Source organism: Dyella sp. (assembly GCF_035277725.1).
Lineage (GTDB): Bacteria > Pseudomonadota > Gammaproteobacteria > Xanthomonadales > Rhodanobacteraceae > Dyella_B.
Genome location: NZ_DATEJY010000139.1, coordinates 1 through 19,633 on the forward strand (window position 1 = coordinate 1; position 19,633 = coordinate 19,633).

The 19,633-nt window shown below is 62.1% G+C and carries 20 protein-coding genes and 1 pseudogene; 6 read left to right on the forward strand and 15 right to left on the reverse strand.

The window, feature by feature from the left end; translation table 11 throughout:
- Together VJR68_RS12630 and VJR68_RS12635 are read left to right on the forward strand one after the other, a co-directional pair.
- Positions 1-232: pseudogene (locus tag VJR68_RS12630) on the forward strand (kynureninase); the annotation flags it as partial.
- 287 nt (positions 233-519) lie between these two features.
- Positions 520-1,056, forward strand: coding sequence for a hypothetical protein (locus tag VJR68_RS12635; RefSeq protein WP_324148101.1), 537 nt, complete (start codon positions 520-522; stop codon positions 1,054-1,056).
- A gap of 39 nt (positions 1,057-1,095) precedes the next feature.
- On the opposite strand, the gene VJR68_RS12640 is transcribed toward VJR68_RS12635, so the two are convergent.
- The 12 genes from VJR68_RS12640 to VJR68_RS12695 all read right to left on the reverse strand — a co-directional run bounded on the left by VJR68_RS12640 (position 1,096) and on the right by VJR68_RS12695 (position 13,032).
- Positions 1,096-1,479, reverse strand: a complete 384-nt coding sequence (locus tag VJR68_RS12640) for a nuclear transport factor 2 family protein (protein ID WP_324148103.1) — start codon at positions 1,477-1,479, stop codon at positions 1,096-1,098.
- 37 nt (positions 1,480-1,516) lie between these two features.
- Complete coding sequence (locus tag VJR68_RS12645) at positions 1,517-2,779, reverse strand: glutamate-5-semialdehyde dehydrogenase (RefSeq protein WP_324148105.1); 1,263 nt, start codon at positions 2,777-2,779, stop codon at positions 1,517-1,519.
- Positions 2,776-3,924 carry a glutamate 5-kinase gene (gene proB, locus VJR68_RS12650; RefSeq protein ID WP_324148107.1) on the reverse strand — a complete coding sequence of 383 codons (1,149 nt, stop codon included), beginning with the start codon at positions 3,922-3,924 and terminating at the stop codon, positions 2,776-2,778. Before proB ends, VJR68_RS12645 begins: the two co-directional genes overlap by 4 nt.
- Positions 3,925-3,933: 9 nt before the next feature.
- Complete coding sequence (gene argH / locus VJR68_RS12655) at positions 3,934-5,229, reverse strand: argininosuccinate lyase (RefSeq protein WP_324148108.1); 1,296 nt, start codon at positions 5,227-5,229, stop codon at positions 3,934-3,936.
- Between the two features lie 187 nt (positions 5,230-5,416).
- Positions 5,417-6,376 carry an N-acetyl-gamma-glutamyl-phosphate reductase gene (gene argC, locus VJR68_RS12660; RefSeq protein ID WP_324148110.1) on the reverse strand — a complete coding sequence of 320 codons (960 nt, stop codon included), beginning with the start codon at positions 6,374-6,376 and terminating at the stop codon, positions 5,417-5,419.
- 5 nt (positions 6,377-6,381) lie between these two features.
- Complete coding sequence (locus tag VJR68_RS12665) at positions 6,382-7,647, reverse strand: acetylglutamate kinase (protein ID WP_324148165.1); 1,266 nt, start codon at positions 7,645-7,647, stop codon at positions 6,382-6,384.
- A 37-nt stretch (positions 7,648-7,684) separates the two neighbouring features.
- Positions 7,685-8,824, reverse strand: a complete 1,140-nt coding sequence (locus VJR68_RS12670; RefSeq protein ID WP_324148112.1) for an acetylornithine deacetylase — start codon at positions 8,822-8,824, stop codon at positions 7,685-7,687.
- Complete coding sequence (locus VJR68_RS12675) at positions 8,821-10,014, reverse strand: argininosuccinate synthase (protein WP_324148166.1); 1,194 nt, start codon at positions 10,012-10,014, stop codon at positions 8,821-8,823. Before VJR68_RS12675 ends, VJR68_RS12670 begins: the two co-directional genes overlap by 4 nt.
- Positions 10,015-10,038: 24 nt before the next feature.
- The gene (locus VJR68_RS12680; RefSeq protein WP_324148115.1) at positions 10,039-10,515 is read right to left on the reverse strand and encodes an OsmC family protein; all 477 of its coding nucleotides are present in this window, start codon (positions 10,513-10,515) and stop codon (positions 10,039-10,041) included.
- Positions 10,505-11,137 carry an FMN-binding negative transcriptional regulator gene (locus tag VJR68_RS12685; RefSeq protein WP_324148117.1) on the reverse strand — a complete coding sequence of 211 codons (633 nt, stop codon included), beginning with the start codon at positions 11,135-11,137 and terminating at the stop codon, positions 10,505-10,507. Before VJR68_RS12685 ends, VJR68_RS12680 begins: the two co-directional genes overlap by 11 nt.
- Positions 11,138-11,145: 8 nt before the next feature.
- Positions 11,146-12,153, reverse strand: coding sequence for an N-acetylornithine carbamoyltransferase (locus VJR68_RS12690; protein ID WP_324148119.1), 1,008 nt, complete (start codon positions 12,151-12,153; stop codon positions 11,146-11,148).
- Between the two features lie 315 nt (positions 12,154-12,468).
- Positions 12,469-13,032, reverse strand: coding sequence for a glycine zipper 2TM domain-containing protein (locus tag VJR68_RS12695; RefSeq protein ID WP_324148121.1), 564 nt, complete (start codon positions 13,030-13,032; stop codon positions 12,469-12,471).
- Positions 13,033-13,231: 199 nt separating this feature from the next.
- Here VJR68_RS12695 and cysS point away from each other — a divergent pair, with 199 nt between their 5' ends.
- Positions 13,232-14,608: a cysteine--tRNA ligase gene (gene cysS / locus VJR68_RS12700; RefSeq protein ID WP_324148123.1), complete on the forward strand. Its 1,377-nt coding sequence runs from the start codon at positions 13,232-13,234 to the stop codon at positions 14,606-14,608.
- Positions 14,609-14,657: 49 nt separating this feature from the next.
- Positions 14,658-15,086, forward strand: a complete 429-nt coding sequence (locus tag VJR68_RS12705) for a SufE family protein (RefSeq protein WP_324148125.1) — start codon at positions 14,658-14,660, stop codon at positions 15,084-15,086.
- Positions 15,087-15,203: 117 nt separating this feature from the next.
- On the opposite strand, the gene dksA is transcribed toward VJR68_RS12705, so the two are convergent.
- On the reverse strand, positions 15,204-16,283 hold the full coding sequence (dksA, locus tag VJR68_RS12710; protein ID WP_324148127.1) for an RNA polymerase-binding protein DksA: 1,080 nt from the start codon (positions 16,281-16,283) through the stop codon (positions 15,204-15,206).
- Here dksA and yidD point away from each other — a divergent pair.
- Together yidD and VJR68_RS12720 are read left to right on the forward strand one after the other, a co-directional pair.
- A complete protein-coding gene (gene yidD / locus VJR68_RS22065) occupies positions 16,266-16,694 on the forward strand; it encodes a membrane protein insertion efficiency factor YidD (RefSeq protein WP_414647778.1) in 429 nt (142 codons plus the stop codon). The two genes, dksA and yidD, sit on opposite strands and share 18 nt — an antisense overlap.
- Before the next feature lie 45 nt (positions 16,695-16,739).
- Complete coding sequence (locus VJR68_RS12720; RefSeq protein ID WP_324148129.1) at positions 16,740-18,077, forward strand: dihydroorotase; 1,338 nt, start codon at positions 16,740-16,742, stop codon at positions 18,075-18,077.
- 51 nt (positions 18,078-18,128) lie between these two features.
- On the opposite strand, the gene VJR68_RS12725 is transcribed toward VJR68_RS12720, so the two are convergent.
- Complete coding sequence (locus VJR68_RS12725; RefSeq protein WP_324148131.1) at positions 18,129-18,557, reverse strand: YbaY family lipoprotein; 429 nt, start codon at positions 18,555-18,557, stop codon at positions 18,129-18,131.
- A 60-nt stretch (positions 18,558-18,617) separates the two neighbouring features.
- Positions 18,618-19,568: a GTP cyclohydrolase FolE2 gene (gene folE2, locus VJR68_RS12730; RefSeq protein ID WP_324148133.1), complete on the reverse strand. Its 951-nt coding sequence runs from the start codon at positions 19,566-19,568 to the stop codon at positions 18,618-18,620.
- Positions 19,569-19,633: the final 65 nt, after the last annotated feature.

Consider the following 19,633-nt stretch of genomic DNA (forward strand, 5'->3'; position numbering starts at 1 on the left):
CGCAGCACCCGAACGCCGCGGCTCGCAACTCTCCATCCGCGTGCTCGGCGGCCGCGCTGAAGGGCGCGCCTTGTTCGACTACCTGATCGAACACGGCATCATCGGCGACTGGCGCGAACCGGATGTCATCCGCATCTCGCCGGCACCGCTGTACAACCGGTTTGCGGATTGTCTGGCGTTCGTCGAAGCCGTGCGCCATTGGAAAGCCCACGCTGAGAACATGAGTGCGTAGGCTGGGATGCAATCCCAGCATCACCATATATGGGAATGCTGGGATTGCATCCCAGCCTACGCGAATCTCGTCACCCCGGCGCACCTCGGAAACGGACGTGTCGATTTATAGAAGTACCCTCACGTTGGCGCCATGGCGGTAGCGCCGCCGACAACGACCGCGCCCGACACTTACGAAACGCAACGAAAGCAACTTCTATCTGCCAGCTCACGGGTATTGCTAAAACAAACGTGCGTCGCACACCGGCGCACACACCCGAGACTTCTTAAACATAAGGAGATGGCAGTATGCGTATTCGTTCTTTCATGCACTCATCGAGCCGATGGTGGATTCTTATGCTGGCGCTGAGCCTTTTCGGTACGGCATCCGCGGCTTCAGCGCCCAATGGCCAGAACGCACAGAGCACCACAAACGCGGCGCGATACGTCGATATGATGGATTACCTGCCAACGTGGCAGGAACAGAACGCATGGTTCGACACCATCTATCAACTCAAGCGCAACTTCAACGACACATGTCCCGACACCTATTGCTCGGGCGAATACACCAATATTGAGGCACTCCGCTACCGCTGCTCCGTTGAAACAGCCACCGGCCTTATCGGCCAATGCATCTGGGTGCTCGCAGCAAGTAACGAAAGGGTCGATCCGGAAACGGGACACGTCATCGTGGACAGCCGCCAATGGCAATGCCCCAGCCCGCTTGCGCCCGACACTTCCGCGCAGGAGCTCATGAATGCGTTGAAAGGCTCCGAGCCCATGCATCAGCTGTTGCCGCGCACCCATCGCACGATCCATGAAGGGTTGATCGATTGTTTGTTGTAATCGCTGGACTTTGGTAGCCGGTACAGCGACCCCGCCGGTCTAAGACTCGGCGGGGTTTTCAATCGACTTTTGCATTCGGCGTGGTCCCACCTTGAACCAGGCTCTGGCGATCCGGTCCTTTTCGACTTCATATATCGCGATCACGTCGACTTCGCCGATGGCTTCGGGAAAATTCCGTGTGACGACTTCCTGGTCGATCACCGTATTGCCGACCACCATGCGATTGACCAGGCGACCATGCAAATCCGGTTCCTTGAAACGCTCGATGTGCCGTTCGCGAATCTGCGCAGCTCCTTGCGCGAGCAGCTCAGACGGGAAGGCGTAATAGCGGCAGTCATCGGCCCAGCATTGCATGAAGCGCTCGATGTCGCGCGCGTTGTAGGCCTCCAGTTGCTCCCGCGCAGGACGTACAACGTCAATCATAGATGCCTCATTTCCCATGCTCTGGCTTTCTTGCCGTTCACAGACGGCTCTGCGGATGCCTGACTTGCCCGTCGCCACGCACCACAAAGCGCTCCACCGTCAGCGCTTCGGCGCCCATGGGTCCATAGGCGTGCAAGCGCGTGGTGGAAATACCGATTTCGGCGCCGAGGCCCAATTCACCGCCATCGGAAAAGCGCGACGACGCATTGACCATGACCACCGCCGAGCGGATCGTTTGCACGAAGCGGCGCGCGGCATCGTCGTCGCGGGTGACGATGACCTCGGTGTGATCGGAACCGAAGCGCTGGATATGGCCGATGGCCATACCGAGATCATCGACGACGCGTACAGCAATGATGAGATCGAGGAATTCGGCAGCGTAGTCGTCGTCGGTGGCGGGACGCATGCCCTCGACCAGCGCGCGCGAACGCTCGCAACCGCGCACTTCGACGCCACGCCCCTGCAGTGCCTGCATCGCCTTGGGCACAAACGATGCCGCGATGTCGCGATGGACGAGCAAGGTTTCCAGCGCATTGCAGACGCCGGGGCGCGAGGTCTTGCCATCGACCAGCAAATTCAAGGCCAGTGCTTCATCGGCCGAGGCATCGACGTACAAATGGCAAACACCTTTGTAATGCTTGATCACCGGCACGCGTGCATGTTCGGCGACGAAACGGATCAGGCCTTCGCCGCCGCGTGGAATGGCCAGGTCCACGATATCGCTGAGCTGCAGCAGTTCCTCCATCGTCTCGCGGCGTAGATCTTCGATCAGCGTCACCGCCGCAGCGGGAAGGTCATGCTTTTCCAAGGCCATGTGCAGGGCCGACGCGATCGCGACGTTGGAATGCAAGGCCTCAGAACCACCGCGCAGGATCACGGCATTGCCGGCCATCAGGCATAGGGCGGCAGCGTCTGCGGTGACGTTGGGGCGTGCTTCGTAGATCATCGCGATCACGCCGAGCGGGATGCGCACGCGTTCCACCTCAATGCCGTTCGGACGCGTTTCGCGCCGAGTAACCAGGCCGACGGGATCGGGCAAGGCAGCGATCTCGCGCACGGCGTTGGCAACCCCCGTGATGCGGGCTTCATCCAGACGCAGTCGATCGAGCATCGCGCCTTGCGTGCCTTTTGCTGTAGCGTGCTGCAGGTCGCGTGCGTTCGCGCCGAGGATGGTATCGCGCTGCGTTTCCAGCGCAGCCGCCATGTCATGCAGCAGCTTGCGCTTGGTATCCGTATCGAGGGCGAACATGGCCTGCGCAGCGTCCTTGCAGGCCAGGGCCAGATGTCGAATCTCGCTCATGCTTCCGAGTCTCCTGCAATGGTGGCCAGATCGTCGCGATGCACGATTTCATCGCCATAGCTGTAGCCGAGGATGGATGCGATATCGCGGCTGTGCCGCCCGACCAGACGACGCACTTCCGCCGCACCGTACTGGCACAGTCCGCGTGCCACGGGCCGGTCTTGCGCGTCGACGATTTCGATCAGGTCGCCGCGATGAAACTCGCCTGCCACGTCGAGAATGCCGCCAGGCAGCAGTGACGCCCGCCCACCGGTCAGTGCGCGCACGGCGCCTGCATCAACGCTGATGCGGCCGCTGCCGGTCGGTGCGTGACGCAACCAATATTTGCGTGCCTGCATGCGATTGCCGGCGACATCGATCAATGTGCCGCGCAGTTGCCCTTCTTCCAAGGCCTTGACCGTTGCCAGCTCGCGGCCGCTGAACAGCGCCGTGGGAATGCCGGCTGCGGCCGCCTTTTCGGCAGCCTGGAGCTTGGTCCGCATGCCGCCGGTGCCTACCGTAGTGCCGCTGCCGCCCGCCATGGCGATGATCTGCGCGGTCAGCTGCGGCACATGGCCAATCGGTTCGGCTGTGGGATCGCGGCGGGGATCGGCGTTGTAGAGCGCATCCACATCCGAGGCGATGAGCAGCAAATCCGCATCGACCAGGGCAGCGACGATGGCGGCAAGATTGTCGTTGTCGCCGAGCTTGAGTTCGTCCACGGCCACCGTGTCGTTTTCGTTGACGACCGGCAGCACGCCCAGCATCAGCAACTCGCGCAACGTTGCACGCGCGTTGAGGTAACGGCGCCGGTTGCGCAAGTCATCATGTGTCAGCAGCACTTGCGCGACGGGCTGCTCCGACAGGCGTTGCCACAAGGCGATCATCGGCGCCTGGCCCAACGCGGCCAACGCCTGCTTCGCAGCGAGTTCCGGCCCGGGTGCCGTGCGCATGCGCAGCAAGGCACGGCCGGCAGCCACGGCACCGGAGGAAACCAGTACCACCTCACGGCCTGCGCGCTGACTGGCGCTGATAAAACCGGCCAAGGCTTGCGCGTAAAGCGGCGTAAGGCCACCGCCGTCGGCGGCGAGCAAATTGCTGCCGACTTTCAGCACGGCGCGGCGCCATGCAGGCAGGTTGTGCTCGGGCAAACGGATAGTGTTCATGTCGGTTCGCTATGACGCCAGGCTGTCGAGACGCTGCCGCAATACCGCCAACTGCACGTCGTTACCTGCACCCGGCGAGGTGCGCGCCGCGAGGCTGGATTCAGGTGTACGTCCCTGCCCCGCTTCCTGCGCAGCTTGCGCCGCAGCACGGTAGGCTTCGCGGAACGGAACACCTGCGGCAGCCTGCTCGATGGCGACGTCGGTGGCGTACATCGCCGGCTCGATCGCGGCGCGCATCGCGGCCTCGTTCCATTGCATGCGCGCGAGCAGATCCGGCAGCAGTTCCAATGCGGCGAGGCCGTGCGTGACGCCATGGAACAGCGAGCCCTTGGAGAACTGCAGATCGCGCTGGTAACCCGACGGGAGCGAAAGCAGCTGTTCGATTTCGCAACGCGCAGCGGCAACCGTGGCATAGGAAGCGCGCAGCAGCTCTACGACGTCCGGGTTGCGCTTGTTGGGCATGATCGAGCTGCCGGTGGTGTATTCCGATGGCAGCGACACGAAGTTGAATTCCGCCGTGGTGAACAGCGACAAGTCCCAGGCCAGGCGGCGCGCATCGAGCATCGCGCTGCTCAAGGCTTCCATCACCGCCATCTCGAACTTGCCGCGCGAAAGTTGCGCGTAGATGGGCGACACCTGCATGCGGCCGAAACCCAGCGCCTGCGTGGTATGCGCACGGTCCAGCGGCAGGTTGACGCCGTAGCCGGCGGCGGTGCCAAGCGGATTGGCATCGATCCATGCAGCGGTCTGTTTGGCGCGCCAGGCGTTGTCGACAAAGCCTTCGGCGAAGCCGGCAAACCACATCGCCGTGGACGACACCACCGCGCGTTGCAGATGGGTGTAGCCCGGCAATGGCAATGACGGTTGCGCGGCGCGCTGCAAGCACACGTCGGCAATGCTGCGGCAGTGCGCTCCCAGCAGCGCCAGCTTTTCCTTCAGCCACAGGCGCGTGGCAACCAGGATCTGGTCGTTGCGGCTGCGGCCCGTGTGCACGCGACGGCCGGCATCGCCGAGGCGCTCGGTAAGCCGCGCTTCGATGGCGGAATGGCCGTCTTCGTAGCGCTCGTCCAGCACGAAGCGGCCGGCGCGGAAATCCTCGGCCAGTATGTCGAGTTCGCGCTTCAGGTCTTCCGCCTCTTGCGCGCTGACGACCCCGATGTTGGCCAGGCCTTCCACGTGCGCCTTGCTGGCGGTGATGTCGTGCAGGAAGAACTCGCGGTCCAGCAGCACATCGTCACCGGCGAGAAACTTCATGATTTTCGCGTTGGTTTCGACGCCGGCTTTTTGCCAAAGAAGGTCGGTCATAGGGTGAGTCTCGTTGTTTTTGCCCCCTCTCCCCTCCGGGGAGAGGGTTGGGGTGAGGGAAGAATCTTGCAGTGATGTTGAATAAAGAAATTGGAAGCGTTCTAAAGGATGCCTCGACGTATTCTGGTTCTCGGCAAGCCAAGCCCCTCACCCCAGCTCTCTCCCCGGAGGGGAGAGAGGGCTTAGATCAGGCGAGGATGGGGATCGACGTGTATTCATCCACGCCAATCGCCCGATTGATGTTCTGCATCGCCTGCGTCGCAGCGCCCTTTAGCAAGTTATCCAACGTGGCAACGATGACGACTCGCCTGCCGTCCGTGGACATCACAAAGCCACCGATCTCGGCGTGATGCTTGCCGGCGATCAAACTCACCCAGGGCGCATCATCCAGCACGCGCACCAGCTGTTCGCCTTCGTAGGCATGCTGGAAACGCGCGAGCACGTCCTCACGTTTCAATGCACGCGAAAGATACAGATTGGTGGTAACGGTAAGGCCACGGAAATGCGGCGCCACGTGTGGCATGAACTCCACCGGGATACCGAGATGCCGGCTCGCTTCCTTCTCATGCATATGCCCGGTAAGCGAATACGGCATCAGGTTGTCGCGCAGCTTTTCCGGGTTGTTCTTGTCGGAAGGCGTGGTGCCGGCACCGGAGTAGCCGGAGACACCGAAGCACACCGGCGGCGCGGCCAGCACGTCCTTGAGCGGCGCGACGGAAAGCTGGATCGCCGTGGCATAACAACCGGGATTGCTGATGCGCTTCTCGCCGCGCCATTTGTTGCGGGTGAGTTCGGGCAAGCCGTAATACCAGCTGTTGTCGAAGCGATAGTCCGCCGAAAGATCCACGATGACTGGATCTTTACCGGCCGCGTCGAATGCCTCCACGCAAACCGATGCTTTGCCATTCGGCAGCGCCAGCACTACCACGTCGGCATCGAGTGAAGGCAGTTCTTCATGCGCCGGCGAGCTGTAGCGCAGTTCGCCCTTGTACGCTTCGACGTGATCTTCCACGCGTTGTCCGTTTAGCTCGCGCGAGGACACGTAGGCCAAATCCAGCGACGGATGCGCTGCCACCAGGCGGATCAGTTCCGCGCCGGTATGGCCGCGCGCGCCAACGATGCCGATGCGTTTTTCGGAAGTAGCCATGGTCGTCAGTCGATCAAGGTGGGTTGGCGTGTAGCGCAGTGCTCGACGCAGCGCGCGATCGTGTCGAAGCCGTCCAGGCCGTACCAGAACACCTTCCAGCGTTCCTGCTTGTAGCAGCCGTCCGACTCGGCGTAGTAGAAATGATTGATGGCGTTGCCGTGGCGCGAACGCCAGAACAGCTGCGGGTTTTCCTCGCGCATCACCTGCCATACGGCGCGGCCGAGGCCTTCGCCTTGCGCATCGTCGAGCACGGCGAACTTGTCGAGGTAGATCAGGCCATCCTCGGTGGTGAGGATCATCGCAGCGCGATAGTTTTCGCTGACGTAGATGCGATAGGGCTTGGTGCGCGCAAAGTAATCGTCGACCACCTTGCGGCCAAAGCTGGATTCGATCAGTTCGCGCATGCGTACCTGGTCCACGCCCTCCCAGCTTGCAAAGCGGAACACTTTCTCGCCACGGCGCACCAGCGTGCCGGAACCTTTGTGGGTGAACAGTTCCTTCGCCAGTTCGGATGGACGCGTGATCGACACCGACGAGGTCAGCGGCAGGCTTTGCAGCAGATCGGCAATCTGCTCGATCTTCACACGCATGCCGCCGTTGATCCACGGTTGCTGGATCAGATGCTCGAACTCGGTGCTCAGATTGATCGAATCGATGATCTGGCCCTGGTCGTCGAGCAACCCACCGGTACCGGTCAGGAAGACGATCTTGTAGGGCTGCAGCACACGCACCAGTTCGTTGGCCGCAAAGTCAGCGTTGATGTTGAGAAACTGCCCTTCGTCCGTTTCACCGAGGCTCGCGATCACCGGAATCGAGCCCGCGCGCAGACTCGCTTCGATCGGCGCCAGGTTGATGCTGTCGACCTTGCCGACCATGCCGTAGACGTCCTTGTCCAGAAAGCTGGACATGAACACACCAGACGGCACCGAAGTGGCACGCGTATCCATTGCCTGCAGTGCTTCGACCAGGCGCAGGTTCTGCTGCTGGAACACGCGGCGCACGATGCCCAGGGCTTTCGGCGAGGTGACGCGCAGGCCGTTGACGGTTTGCTTGGTGATGCCTGCAGCCTGCAATTCTTCGTCCAGCTGGGGACCGGCACCATGCAGCACGATCGGCGTCAGCCCCACCTGCTGCAGAAAGGTCAGCGATGAGGTCAGATCGTTGAGCTCGTCGCGCAACACCGCACCGCCGACTTTCACCACGGCGAAGCGCTTGGCATCGAGCTGCGAAAAGCGCTTGAGGTATTGCTGGATTTCCTTGGCGCTGCCCATGGCGGAGAGCAGACGCACAATGGTCTGGCGAGTGTTCTTATGCGCTTCCACGGTTCACGATCTCGTAGATGGTTTGGGCGTACGTTTGCAATTGATCCAGCGCGACCCATTCGTCGGCGGTGTGTGCCTGCGCGATACCGCCGGGGCCGTAGACGAAGGAGATATAACCGGCTTCGGAAAACAGCGCCGCTTCGGTCCAGAAGTTCACGGCATTGCCGACGGGAATGCCGAGTTCATCGGCCATGTCGCGCGCGGCAAGGCGACGTGCTTCGGCATTGGGAACATCGCCGGCGGGAAGCGACATGCCGCGGAACAGTTCCTCGTAGGTGACCGGCGTGGGTTCAACCAGCGTACGGAAGGTTTCCAGCAACTGGTCCGGATCCATGCTCGGCAGCGGGCGAAAACCAAAACGCACATCGGCGGTGGGCGCGATCATGTTCGCCTTGATGCCGCCCTCGACACGGCCGATGTTGAAGCGCAAGCCGGTAAGGCCGCCGAAGCGTTCGTGCGAGAGGCTTTCGACATGATCCAGTGCGGCAGCGCCCCAGCGGATGGCTTGATGCACCGCGCTGTCGCTCGCCTTGATTTCACCCGACGCGTGCCCTGCCTGGCCGGTGAAGCGCATCTGCACGGAATGGATGCCTCGATGCGCCAGCACCGCTTCGCCGCAGGTGGGCTCGGCCACGATCACTGCGTCGTAAGCGTGTCCCTCTTTGAGAAAACCGGCAATACAGCGCGGATCGTTGGCTTCTTCATCGGTAGAGAGCAGCAAGGCCAGATCGCCTTGGCAGGCGTTCGCCACGGCAAGCAATGCGGCTGCCGCGCCCTTGATATCGCAAGCGCCAAGGCCGATCGCACGGTCTTCCGTCACGTCCAGCACATGTGGATCGCGCGTCCAGTGCGGCGAGTCCGGCACGGTATCCAGATGCACGTTGAACAAATACTTCGGCTTGCCGCGCACGGCATAGAGTGTGACTGCGCCCGCACCGTAATCGGTCACGCGTACGTCGAAACCCGGCAGCTGTTCGCGCAGATAGTCGAAGATGCCGCCGGTACCGATCGAGCGCGGCGGATTGCGCGTATCGAACGACACCAGTGCGCGCAAATGCTTCAGCGTCGCGTCGAGCAGCGCTGCACCGAGTCCCGAGTCCCGAGTCCCGAGTCCCGCAGCACTCATCGGTTCACCTCAGCCCACAACGTGCTGCTCATGCCGAACAACTTGATGAAGCCTTCCGCTTCCGCCACGCCCCAATCGGCCGCCTGCGCGTAAGTGGCGCCCTTGGCATTGAGGATGTGCTTGGACTCCACCGCGACTGCATTGATGATGCCGCCGCTGGTTTCCAGCACCACGTCGCCATTGACGGTCGACTGGCTCGAGGCGAGGAACGCTTCCAGATCGGTCTTCAGCGGATCGTGGAAGAAGCCTTCGTAAACCAGTTCCACCCACTTGCGTGCCACGTCCGGCTTGAAGCGATTCTGCTGCTTGGTCAGCACGGCTTCTTCCAGTGCGCGATGCGCAACCAGCAGTGCAGTAAGGCCCGGCGCTTCGAAAATGATGCGGCCCTTGAGGCCGATGGTGGTATCGCCCGTGTAGAGGCCGCGGCCCACGCCGTACTGCGCCAACACGCCATTGAGCTTGGCTAGCAGCTTGTGGCCTTCGATCTTTTCGCCGTCCAGCGCGACGGCTTCGCCGTTGACGAAGCTGAGCTTCAGGCGCAGCGATTGGGACGGCCATTCGGAACGCGGCTTGCACCAGCCTACGGCGCCTTCGCCCGGCGTCTGCCAGCGATCGATCTCGCCGCCGGACATGGTCACGCCGAGCAGGTTTTCATTGATGGTGTAGGCCTTCTGTTTTGCGCGCACGCCGAAACCCTTGGCTTCCAGGTATTTCTGCTCGTAGGCGCGCACTTCAGTGTGTTCTTTCTGGATCTCGCGGATCGGCGCCACGATGTCGTAATCGCCCTGTGCTTTCACGGCCAGATCGAAACGCACCTGATCGTTACCCATGCCGGTGCAGCCGTGCGCGATCGCCTTGGTGCCCAGCTCGGCGCAACGCTTGAGCGCGGCGTCCACGATCAGATAACGGTCGGATACCAGCAGCGGATATTGGCCCTGGTAGCCTTCGCCAGCCCACACGAACGGCTTGACGAAACCGTTCCAGATCGCCGGGCCGCCGTCGATGGTGACGTGGCTGGCGGCCTGCAATTCCTTGGCGCGCGCTTCGATATAGGCCCGCTCTTCGGCATCCACGCCACCGGTATCGGCGAACACGGTATGCACGGCCCAGCCGCGTTCCTGCAGGTAGGGAATGCAAAAGCTGGTGTCGAGACCGCCGGAGAAGGCCAGAACGATATCTTTGCTCATGATGCGAGATCCAAAAAGAAAGGTGGTTTACACGGATTCGATGACAATGCGTGGTTCGCAGCGCACCGGAAAATTGACGGAGTTGGCGATGAAGCACGCATGGTGCGCGTCGTCGTGCACGCGCTTGGCGGTTTCGGGATCGCTGTCGACGGTAATGGTGACGCGTGGACGCAGTACGACGTCGGTGAAACGGCCATCGTTGCCACGCTCCTGCAAGGTACCGACGGCATCATCGACATAGTCGGTCACCACCACGCCCGCTACGGCAGCAAGGTGCAGATACCAGAGCATGTGGCAGCTCGATAGCGCGGCCACCAGCATGTCTTCGGGATTGTGCTTGCTGCCGTCACCACGAAAGGCCGCGTCGGACGAGCCGGCAATCACCGGTTTGCCGGCGACGCGGACTTCATGCTCGCGACCGTAGCCCTGATAGGTTTTGGTGCCGCTGCCGTGATTGCCGGTCCAGACCACTTGAACGGGGTACTCATGCTGCTTATCGCTCATGCCGGCGCTCCTCGGTGTGCTGCATCAGCTCGGCCAGTTCGGCATCCCGCCGTCCATTGCGCTCGGCCAAGCCTTTCAATACGCCCGCGCGATTGGCATCCGGATGATTCTGGCTCAGCTTGAACTTGCCCTCGATGCCGTCGATCGCGATGTCGATGCCTACGATCAGGCGCAGCATTTTTTCGATGTGATCTTCCGGCGCATCGCTGACGTGCCATGGCTTGGGTTGCGATGCCTCGTGGCGATCGGTCAAACGTTCCAGCAATTGGCGCAGCCAAGCCTGGTCTTCCACTACGCGCAAGCGGCCGTGCACGTGTATCACCGCATAGTTCCAGGTAGGCACTTCGCGGCCGGTTTCGTGCTTGCTCGGATACCAGCTGGGACTGACGTAGCCATCCACACCATGGAAGATCACCAGTACTTCTGCGCCATCGGCTTTCGCCAACTCGTTGCCGCGCGCCACGTGTCCGTGCAGCGATGTATCGCTGACCAGCTCCAGCGGCACGTGATTCGCCACCAAGCCGTCGTTCCCATGCATGACGATGGTGGCAAACGGATAGTCGCGCATCAGCGCGTGCAATACGTCCGGCCGCGTTTCATGGAAAGATTTGGGCAGATACATGATGTGGCTCAGCGTTGCGCGATCAGCGAAGCCATCACGGCCTTCTGCACGTGCAGACGATTCTCGGCTTCATCGATGGCGATGCAGGCCGGGGAATCCATCACCGCATCGGTGGCCTTGATGTTCCGGCGCAATGGCAGGCAATGACTGAAGACGCCGTTGTTGGTGAGCGCCATCTTGGCTTCGTCGACGATGAAATGCTTGTGCGCATCGCGGATCGGCTTTTCCTGCTCCCAACGGCCGAAGAACGGCAGTGCGCCCCAGCTTTTGGCGTACACCACGTCGGCGCCGCGATAGGCCTCTTCGATGTTATGGCTGACGGTAAGCGAGCCGCCATTGTCCTTCGCGTTCTGTTCGCCGAAGGCCATGTAGCGCTCGTCCAGCACGTAGTCGGGCGTGGGGCACAGCAGCGTGACGTTCATGCCCATCTTGGTGGCAATCAGCAGTGCAGAGTTAGCCACCGCGGTGTTCAGCGGCTTGGGGTGATAGGTCCAGGTCAGCACATATTTGCGGCCGGTGAGATCGCCGAAGCGTTCTTTCAGCGCCAGCGCATGCGCCAGCTCCTGGCACGGATGCGTGATGGTTTCCATGTTGATCACGGGCACGGTGGCGTATTGGGCGAATGCCTTGATGACGGCATCTTCGCGATCCACCGACCAATCCTGGAATTTCGGGAAGGCGCGCACGGCAATCAAATCGACGTAGCGGCTCAGCACGCGTGCCACTTCGGCAATGTGTTCTTCCGCTTCACCATCCATCACCACGTTGGGGCGGAATTCGATCGGCCATGCATCCTTGCCCGGCGATAGCACGATGGCATGACCACCCAGATGGAACGCACCCAGCTCGAAGCTCGTGCGCGTACGCATCGAGGGATTGAAGAACAGCAACGCCACCGATTTTCCGGCCAGTTGCTGGCCACGCGGCGAGCGCTTGAATGCAGCAGCCTGTTCAAGCAGCGCATCGATCTCGGCGCGACCGTAATCCTGAGTGGTAAGGAAATGACGAAGTGACATCGTTGACTCCAGTCCAAAAAACAAAAAACCCGGCGCGAGGGCCGGGTTTAGTCGTCGTAATACACATGCAACGTGGCGACAGCCTACCCGGCCGAATGTCGATTCAGCGGTCGGCGCGCACGCGACGTCATGCCAGCGGCCATGCGGGCGCTGGTGAGCACGGTAGCGGTATAGACGGCTGAAGACATGAGGCTTCCGGGTGGTTGAACAGCCATCATGACGGGATTCTCGTTGTCATGCAACAGAAAATTTTTCACAAAAGAAAGGCGACCGTGCCGGGGGCAACGGTCGCCTGATAGGTGGCTGTGACGCAGCTCAATCGGCCGGCGAAACGCTGACCCGCACCCGCAGGCGCTCGCCTGGGTCGTAGCTGAGGCGCGACATGTAAACGTCGCCGTGATAGCGGTATTCCACGTCGTAGCCGATGATCTGGCGCTGCTCGCTGACCTGGGTTACCGGCTGGCAGACCGTCTGGTTACTGGTGTAGGTCTGGCCGCCGCTGGAAACGGAGTTGCCAACCGCACCGCCCGCCACCGCGCCGCCCACGATCGCCGCCGTGTTGCCGCGGCCATGGCCGATGGTGCTGCCAAGCACACCACCAACAACAGCACCGAGCACGGTGCCCACGCCCTTATTGCCCGGCGTCTGCTGCACTACCTGCTGGTCATAGCACTGCGTGCTGGGCGTGGACGTGCGGGCGACGCCATAGACCGGATCGACGCGCAGCACGTCAGCCCAGGCATAGTGCGCATTGTCGGGCCCCGGGCCCGGGGCGCCCTGCGGCGGGGGCGGAGGCGGATAGCCGTCTTGCTGTGCCATCGCGCCCGTGGACATCACGGTCAGCGCAAGCAAGGGGATCAACAGCATCTTGTTATTCATGAATAGCCTCCGGAAGAGGAATAGTCGCGCGTGGCGCATGTTGAAATTCCAGCAAATTCACTCTGAATCCACGCTTAGAACTGCCGTAACTTAGTGCCCTGTTCGCGGCGGGTTGGCGAAACTTTAAGCCGTTTCCCGGCAGCACGGCCGCAAGAGCTTGATAAGATGGCGGGCTTATTGACCCGACCGTGCCCCAGCCATGCCGATCTCGCTCTACAACAGCCTCAGCCGTCGCACCGAGCCGTTTTCGCCGCTCGATCCGAACCGGGTGACGGTGTATCTGTGCGGGCCTACGGTCTACAACTATGTCCATATCGGCAACGCGCGCGGCCCGGTGGTGTTCGACGTGCTGGTGAAGTTGCTGCGCCGGCATTACGCCGGGGTCGTCTACGCCCGCAACATCACCGATGTGGACGACAAGATCAATGCCGCCGCGCTGGAGCAAGGCGTGCCGATCGGCCAGATCACCAGCCGCTTCGCCCAGGCGTACCGCGAGGACATGGCCGGGCTGGGCATCGCCCAGCCGGACGTCGAGCCGCACGCCACCGCGCATATCGGCCAGATCATCGAGATGATCCAGACGCTGATCGGCAACGGTCACGCCTATGAGGCCGAGGGGCACGTGCTGTTCGACGTGGCCTCCTATTCGGCCTACGGGGAGTTGTCTGGCCGCGATACGGACGAGTTGATCGCCGGCGCGCGCGTGGAAGTGGCGCCGTACAAACGAAATCCCACCGACTTCGTGCTGTGGAAGCCTTCCACGCCCGAGCTGCCCGGCTGGGAGAGTCCCTGGGGCCGCGGGCGCCCCGGCTGGCATATCGAATGCTCGGCAATGAGCGCCGCGCATCTGGGCGAAACCATCGACATCCATGCCGGCGGCGTGGATTTGCAGTTTCCGCATCACGAAAACGAAATCGCCCAATCCACCTGCGCGCATGGCGGCAAGGTGTTTGCGCGCTGGTGGCTGCACAACGGCATGCTTACCTTCGATGGGCGCAAGATGTCCAAGTCGCTGGGCAACGTGCTGCATGTGCATGAGCTGCTCAAGCAGCATCCGCACGAAGCGTTGCGCCTGCTGCTGCTGCGCGGCCACTACCGCCAGCCGCTGGACTGGTCGGAGGCGGCCATCACCCAGGCCATCAGCACGCTGGATGGCTGGTACCGCGTGCTGCGCGAACTGAGCGACATCGCTGTCGACGCGAACCAACCGCTACCGGTGCCGGAGCGTCTGGAAGCCGCGCTTTGCGATGACCTCAATACCCCGCAGGCGCTGGCCGAACTTTCGTTGCTGGCCGACGCCGCACGCCAGACCCCGGGCGCCGCAACCAAAGCCGCCCTGCTCGGCGGTGGCGCTGCGCTGGGCCTGCTGCAACAGGATCCGGAAGCCTGGTTCAAGCAGGCCGGCGGCCATGCGGTCGATGCCGCGCGTATCGAAGCGCTGCTGGAAGAACGCCGCACCGCACGGGCCGCACGCGACTTTGCACGAGCCGATGCAATCCGCGAGGAGCTGACGGCCATGGGCGTGGTGATCGAAGATGGCGCCCAAGGCACACGCTGGAGCGTGGTGAAACATTGAAATAGCCCGGTTCGGCCCGAGCTAAGCCGGACCGCGCGATAATTTACTTATGAACACTCTTGCCCTAACCAGCGCCGCCCAGGCTCAACAGGAAATCGCCGACGAGTTTGCCTTCTTCGGCGACTGGACCGAGCGCTATCAATACCTGATCGACCTCGGCAAGCAGCTTCCGCCGTTTCCGGAAGACAAGAAGACCGAGGATTACCGCGTGCATGGCTGCCAGTCGATGGTATGGCTGGTGCCGAGTGGCGATGCCTCCAACATGCACTTCGACGCGACCAGCGATTCGGCCATCGTTTCCGGTTTGATCGCCTTGGTGTTGCGTGTGTATTCCGATCGTCCAGCGGCCGAGATCGTGGCTACGGAGCCTGCGTTCATCCAGGAAATCGGCTTGGCCAAGCATTTGTCGCCGACGCGATCGAATGGCTTGGCGGCGATGCTGGTGAAGCTGAAGGCGTACGCTGCCGCAGCGCTGTAGGTTGGGGTGAAACCCCAACATCGCTATGTCCATTGTTCCAATGTTGGGGTTCGCACCCCAACCTACGAAAAGCCCCGCTCTTGGCGGGGCTTTTTATTCTCGTTGGAATCGCGGGTATCAGTCGCCCATCTGCTTCTGCAGATGTTCGCGGCGCTCCTGCGCATCCAGCGACAGCGTAGCGATCGGGCGGGCGTCGAGGCGCTCGAGGCCGATTTCTTCATCGGTCTCTTCGCAGTAGCCGTAACGGCCTTCCTCGATGCGGCGCAAGGCCTTGTCGATCTTGGAAATCAACTTGCGGTAGCGGTCGCGCGTGCGCAGCTCCAGCGAGTTTTCCGTTTCGCGGGTCGCGCGTTCGGCTTCATCGCCAACGTCACGCACCTCGTCGCGGAGGTTCTCCATGGTCTGGCGCGACTCTTCCACCAACTGCTCGCGCCAGGTACGCAGCTTGTTGCGGAAGTACGCAAGGTGACGGGGATTCATGTACTCCTCGTCGGACGAAGGACGATAGCCCGCAGGCAAATCGATGTTCGTGGTGATGGGCAGGGCGTAACGGCCGTCTTCGCGGGTTACACCATTATCGAGCGTTGTAGCGGAGCTATTCATTGATGACTGCGTGGTTTTTTGTTTCTTGCTGGAGGAATTTTGCGCAGTGGCATTCGCAACGCGCGGCGCCGGGGACGGTCCCACGGCGCTGGCCACCTTACCCGCAATGGGCCGGGCGGCAGGTGATGATACGGCTTGCGGTGTTGCAGTTTGTGTAGCTGATGTCGCCTTTGATGCCACGGCCGGAGCCGGTGCCGGTTTCGGCGCCGCCGGCTTGGCGGGCGTTTTTTCCGCCGCCTTCTTGACCGGTGCCGGCGCTGGCTTGTGGGCAGGCGTCGCGTGCTTGGGCTCGGGCTTCTTGGCCTCTGGCTTGGCTGCCTTCTTTGCTGGCGCCTTGACCGGTTCGGCATGCTTTGGCTGCGCCTTGGCGACTGGCTTGGCCACGGTCTTCTTGGCCGGCGCTGGCGCCGCCTTCTTGGCAACCGCCTTGACCGGTGCTTTCTTCGCCGCGGCCTTCTTGGCCGGCGCCGCCTTTTTCACGGACTTGGGGGCAGCGACCTTGGCCTTGCTGACCTTGGTGTCGTTGCTCTTGCCCGCAGCCTTCCCTTTTGCAGCGTTCTTGGCGGCGGTCGAATTATGCGTGGTTTTCGCCATTTACCTTCACCGTTTTGGCCTTGGCGGCCGGCTGTTATAGCCCAATACCCTTCACACCGGCAACCATCCCTTTGGGATACTTACACCTTCTGGAATACTTACACCCTTGGGTCTCAAAGCGGTTTCGGCCATGTGAACGCCGTGAGTCGATTGATTATCTTCCTGCTCAATCTCTACAAGCGCTTCGTGAGCCCTCTGTTAGGACAGCGTTGTCGCTTTTACCCCAGTTGCTCCGATTATGCACGCATTGCTGTCTCCCGCTTTGGTCCATGGCGCGGCGGCTTGCTGGCCGGATGGCGGATACTACGCTGTCAGCCGCTGTGCTCGGGCGGTAACGATCCGGTGCCTGAGCATTTCCATTTTTCCGGCTGCCATGCCACAGGCAAGGGGTCGGAAGATGGGGCTGCTTGAGCGCGACGCAAGTCCACTGCCTTTCCCTTTTGCTGAGGAGTTCGCATGTCCACCGATTGGCTGATCAAGAACGCCGAACTGGTCAATGAAGGTCGCCGCTTCCACGCCGACCTGCGCGTCAAGCACGGCCGCATCGATGCCATCGGCGACAGCTTGAACGCTCGCCCGGGCGAGCAGGTGATCGATGCCACCGGCCTTTGGCTGCTGCCCGGCATGGTCGATGACCAAGTGCACTTTCGCGAACCAGGCCTTACGCACAAAGCCGATATCGCGCACGAATCGCGCGCCTGCGCCGCGGGCGGCATCACCAGCTTCATGGAGATGCCCAACACCAAGCCGCCGGCGCTGGACCGAGAATCGCTGGAAGCCAAGTACGCGCGCGCGGCGGAAACCTCGGCGGTGAACTACGCGTTCTACCTCGGCGCCAGCAACGACAATCTGGAAGCGATCCGCACGCTCGACCCCAAAGCCGCACCAGGCATCAAGGTATTCATGGGCGCCTCCACCGGCAACATGCTGGTGGACAACCCCGACACGCTGGACGGCATCTTCCGCGAAGCGCCCACGCCGATCATCACGCATTGCGAAGACACGCCGATGATCGACGCGTTGCATGCCAAGGCGCGCGAAAAATACGGCGACGACATTCCGGCACGCGAGCATCCGCTGATCCGCTCGCGCGAGGCTTGCATCAAGTCCACCCGGCTGGCGATCTCGCTGGCGCAAAAGCACGGCACGCGGCTGCACGTGCTGCATATCTCCACCGCCGACGAACTGGCCTTGTTCCAGCCCGGCCCACTCAAGGGCAAGCAGATCACGGCAGAAACCTGCGTGCACTTCCTGCACTTCAGCGACGAGGATTACGAGCGGCTGGGCTTCCTGATCAAGTGCAATCCCGCCATCAAGACGGCTGCGGATCGCGAGGCGATCACCAAGGCCGTGGCGGAAAGCCGCATCGACGTGCTCGCCACCGACCACGCACCGCATCTGCTGGAAGAAAAGGCACAGCTGTATGACAAGGCCCCTTCCGGCCTGCCGCTGGTGCAATTTGCGCTGCAAGCGGCCTTGCAGCGCGTGACCGAAGGCAAGCTCACGCTGGAACGCGTGGTGGAAGCCGTCAGCCATGCGCCGGCGACGCTGTTCAGCGTGCACGAACGCGGTTTTCTGCGCGAAGGCTATGCAGCCGACCTGGTGCTGGTCGATCCACGCAAGCCGCATACCGTGCGTCGCGAGGAAGTGCTGTCGAAATGCGGCTGGTCACCCTTCGAGGGCTACACCTTCAGTCATTCCATTGCGTCGACGTTCGTCAACGGGCGACGCGTGTGGGACGGCACGCGCCTGGACGAAAGCGTGCGCGGCGAGCGCCTGGCATTTGATCGCTGAAGCCGTTTAGGCCTGCGCCATGCCCGCATGCGGGCATGACGCAGGCAGCCATCAGTGCAGCTCGGAAATCGTTACCAACACCGGACCATCGTTGCCCGAATCGCCAAGCACCCTGGCCTGCGTATCGCTGGTCGCCAAGGTGCGATCACCCTGCTTGATGCTCGCCGACACCCGGAAATCCGTGCCGTTGGCCACATCACTCGGCTCGTAGCTCAACACGAACGACACCGGCGACGCGCCGATCGGCGCAATGCGGTCAGTCGCAATCACGCCTGCGGGCGCATCGTGCCGATCGAGCGTGACGAGGAGATAAGCATCGGACGGCAGGTCGTGCGCGAGGTGATAGTCGACTTCGCCGGTCAACGACTTCATCAGCGTCTGCTGCGGCGGCGGCGCCTTGTGCTTGCCGAAGTGCGGCATCCAGCTGCAACCGGCCATTAAACACGCGCCGGCCAGGAGCATTCCGTAGCGGATCTTCATAGGTTTTTCCTCATCTGCGGACACGCGGATGATAACAACCGCGCGTGTACCGGCGTTGCATCAGCCGCGCCCGTTGCCGTAACCACCGGCCACGCCTTTGCTGGCGTAGGCCACGGCATCGTGCGGATGCAGGCTTTCCTGGTGTTCGAGGCGCACGTGGAAGTCAGCGATGCGATCGTCCGTGTCGAGCGCGTGCTGGATGCGGCGCGCAGCGTCCTCGCAGAACATCAGGTTGCCACCATTGGCGAGGGCGAACGCCTGCTCGTCTTCGCGCTTTACCGCGGTCTGCACCGGCGTGCCCAAGGACTGTTCGACGCGATCGAGCAGGCTGATGAGATTCAGTGGCGCGCCCTCGACAAAGCGCACCAGCAGGCGCGCCACGCTGCGCTGCGCATGCGGCGTCGCTACGATGCCTTTTTCGTTACCCAGCCACGCCAGCACGGCGGCGTGATCCAGCGGCTTGTTCGCGTCGAAATCCTTGGCGAATTGCTCCTGGATCAGCTGTCTCGATAGCGCGGCTGATGCGGGGCAAGTCGAGGAGTAAACCACTTCCGTTCCCAGCTCCAGACGAAAACCGTCTTCGCAAAGACTGGCTTCAATCGAAACCGGGTACGCGCGCCAACCGCTATTACTGCTACGCAGAGCAGCGCGGCGCACGAGTTGATCAAAGCGAATGCTGATGCGCGCACGATCAGCCAGTTCCTGATGCGATTCCAGGAAGGCGTGCAGCAAGGATTCCAGCATGCCGGCATCGACCGGCTTGGCGCTCAGGTATTCATCCACCAGCAGATACAAGCGCGACATGTGGATACCGCGCTTGTCGGGCCGGGTGAGATTGACGAAAGCACCCACCTGCGCGCTGGAACGCTGGGCCGCGCCATCGCCGGCATCGAACAGCACGGGCACCTCGATACCGTCCATGCCGACCCAATCCAGCGCGCCGGCCAGATGCGGCTGTGCCTGGGTGGCAACGTCGGGCATCAGGCGAACGGTGTTTTCATGGGTGTGCATGGGAGCTCCTCAATCACCCCGCTTTACGGAGGCGCTGTACAAGGCTGTCACGGCGCTAATCTTGG

Excerpts from the sequence above, each read along its gene's own strand:
- argH (WP_324148108.1), bottom strand. The coding sequence starts at position 5,229 with ATGACCGACCTTCTTTGGCAAAAAGCCGGCGTCGAAACCAACGCGAAA.
- VJR68_RS12670 (WP_324148112.1), bottom strand. The coding sequence starts at position 8,824 with ATGAGTGCTGCGGGACTCGGGACTCGGGACTCGGGACTCGGTGCAGCG.
- VJR68_RS12635 (WP_324148101.1), top strand. The coding sequence starts at position 520 with ATGCGTATTCGTTCTTTCATGCACTCATCGAGCCGATGGTGGATTCTT.
- argC (WP_324148110.1), bottom strand. The coding sequence starts at position 6,376 with ATGGCTACTTCCGAAAAACGCATCGGCATCGTTGGCGCGCGCGGCCAT.
- VJR68_RS12640 (WP_324148103.1), bottom strand. The coding sequence starts at position 1,479 with ATGATTGACGTTGTACGTCCTGCGCGGGAGCAACTGGAGGCCTACAAC.
- cysS (WP_324148123.1), top strand. The coding sequence starts at position 13,232 with ATGCCGATCTCGCTCTACAACAGCCTCAGCCGTCGCACCGAGCCGTTT.
- VJR68_RS12725 (WP_324148131.1), bottom strand. The coding sequence starts at position 18,557 with ATGAAGATCCGCTACGGAATGCTCCTGGCCGGCGCGTGTTTAATGGCC.
- proB (WP_324148107.1), bottom strand. The coding sequence starts at position 3,924 with ATGAACACTATCCGTTTGCCCGAGCACAACCTGCCTGCATGGCGCCGC.
- VJR68_RS12685 (WP_324148117.1), bottom strand. The coding sequence starts at position 11,137 with ATGTATCTGCCCAAATCTTTCCATGAAACGCGGCCGGACGTATTGCAC.
- VJR68_RS12695 (WP_324148121.1), bottom strand. The coding sequence starts at position 13,032 with ATGAATAACAAGATGCTGTTGATCCCCTTGCTTGCGCTGACCGTGATG.
- folE2 (WP_324148133.1), bottom strand. The coding sequence starts at position 19,568 with ATGCACACCCATGAAAACACCGTTCGCCTGATGCCCGACGTTGCCACC.
- VJR68_RS12720 (WP_324148129.1), top strand. The coding sequence starts at position 16,740 with ATGTCCACCGATTGGCTGATCAAGAACGCCGAACTGGTCAATGAAGGT.
- VJR68_RS12665 (WP_324148165.1), bottom strand. The coding sequence starts at position 7,647 with ATGGGCAGCGCCAAGGAAATCCAGCAATACCTCAAGCGCTTTTCGCAG.
- yidD (WP_414647778.1), top strand. The coding sequence starts at position 16,266 with ATGCGTGGTTTTCGCCATTTACCTTCACCGTTTTGGCCTTGGCGGCCG.
- VJR68_RS12645 (WP_324148105.1), bottom strand. The coding sequence starts at position 2,779 with ATGAGCGAGATTCGACATCTGGCCCTGGCCTGCAAGGACGCTGCGCAG.
- VJR68_RS12680 (WP_324148115.1), bottom strand. The coding sequence starts at position 10,515 with ATGAGCGATAAGCAGCATGAGTACCCCGTTCAAGTGGTCTGGACCGGC.
- VJR68_RS12690 (WP_324148119.1), bottom strand. The coding sequence starts at position 12,153 with ATGTCACTTCGTCATTTCCTTACCACTCAGGATTACGGTCGCGCCGAG.
- VJR68_RS12705 (WP_324148125.1), top strand. The coding sequence starts at position 14,658 with ATGAACACTCTTGCCCTAACCAGCGCCGCCCAGGCTCAACAGGAAATC.
- dksA (WP_324148127.1), bottom strand. The coding sequence starts at position 16,283 with ATGGCGAAAACCACGCATAATTCGACCGCCGCCAAGAACGCTGCAAAA.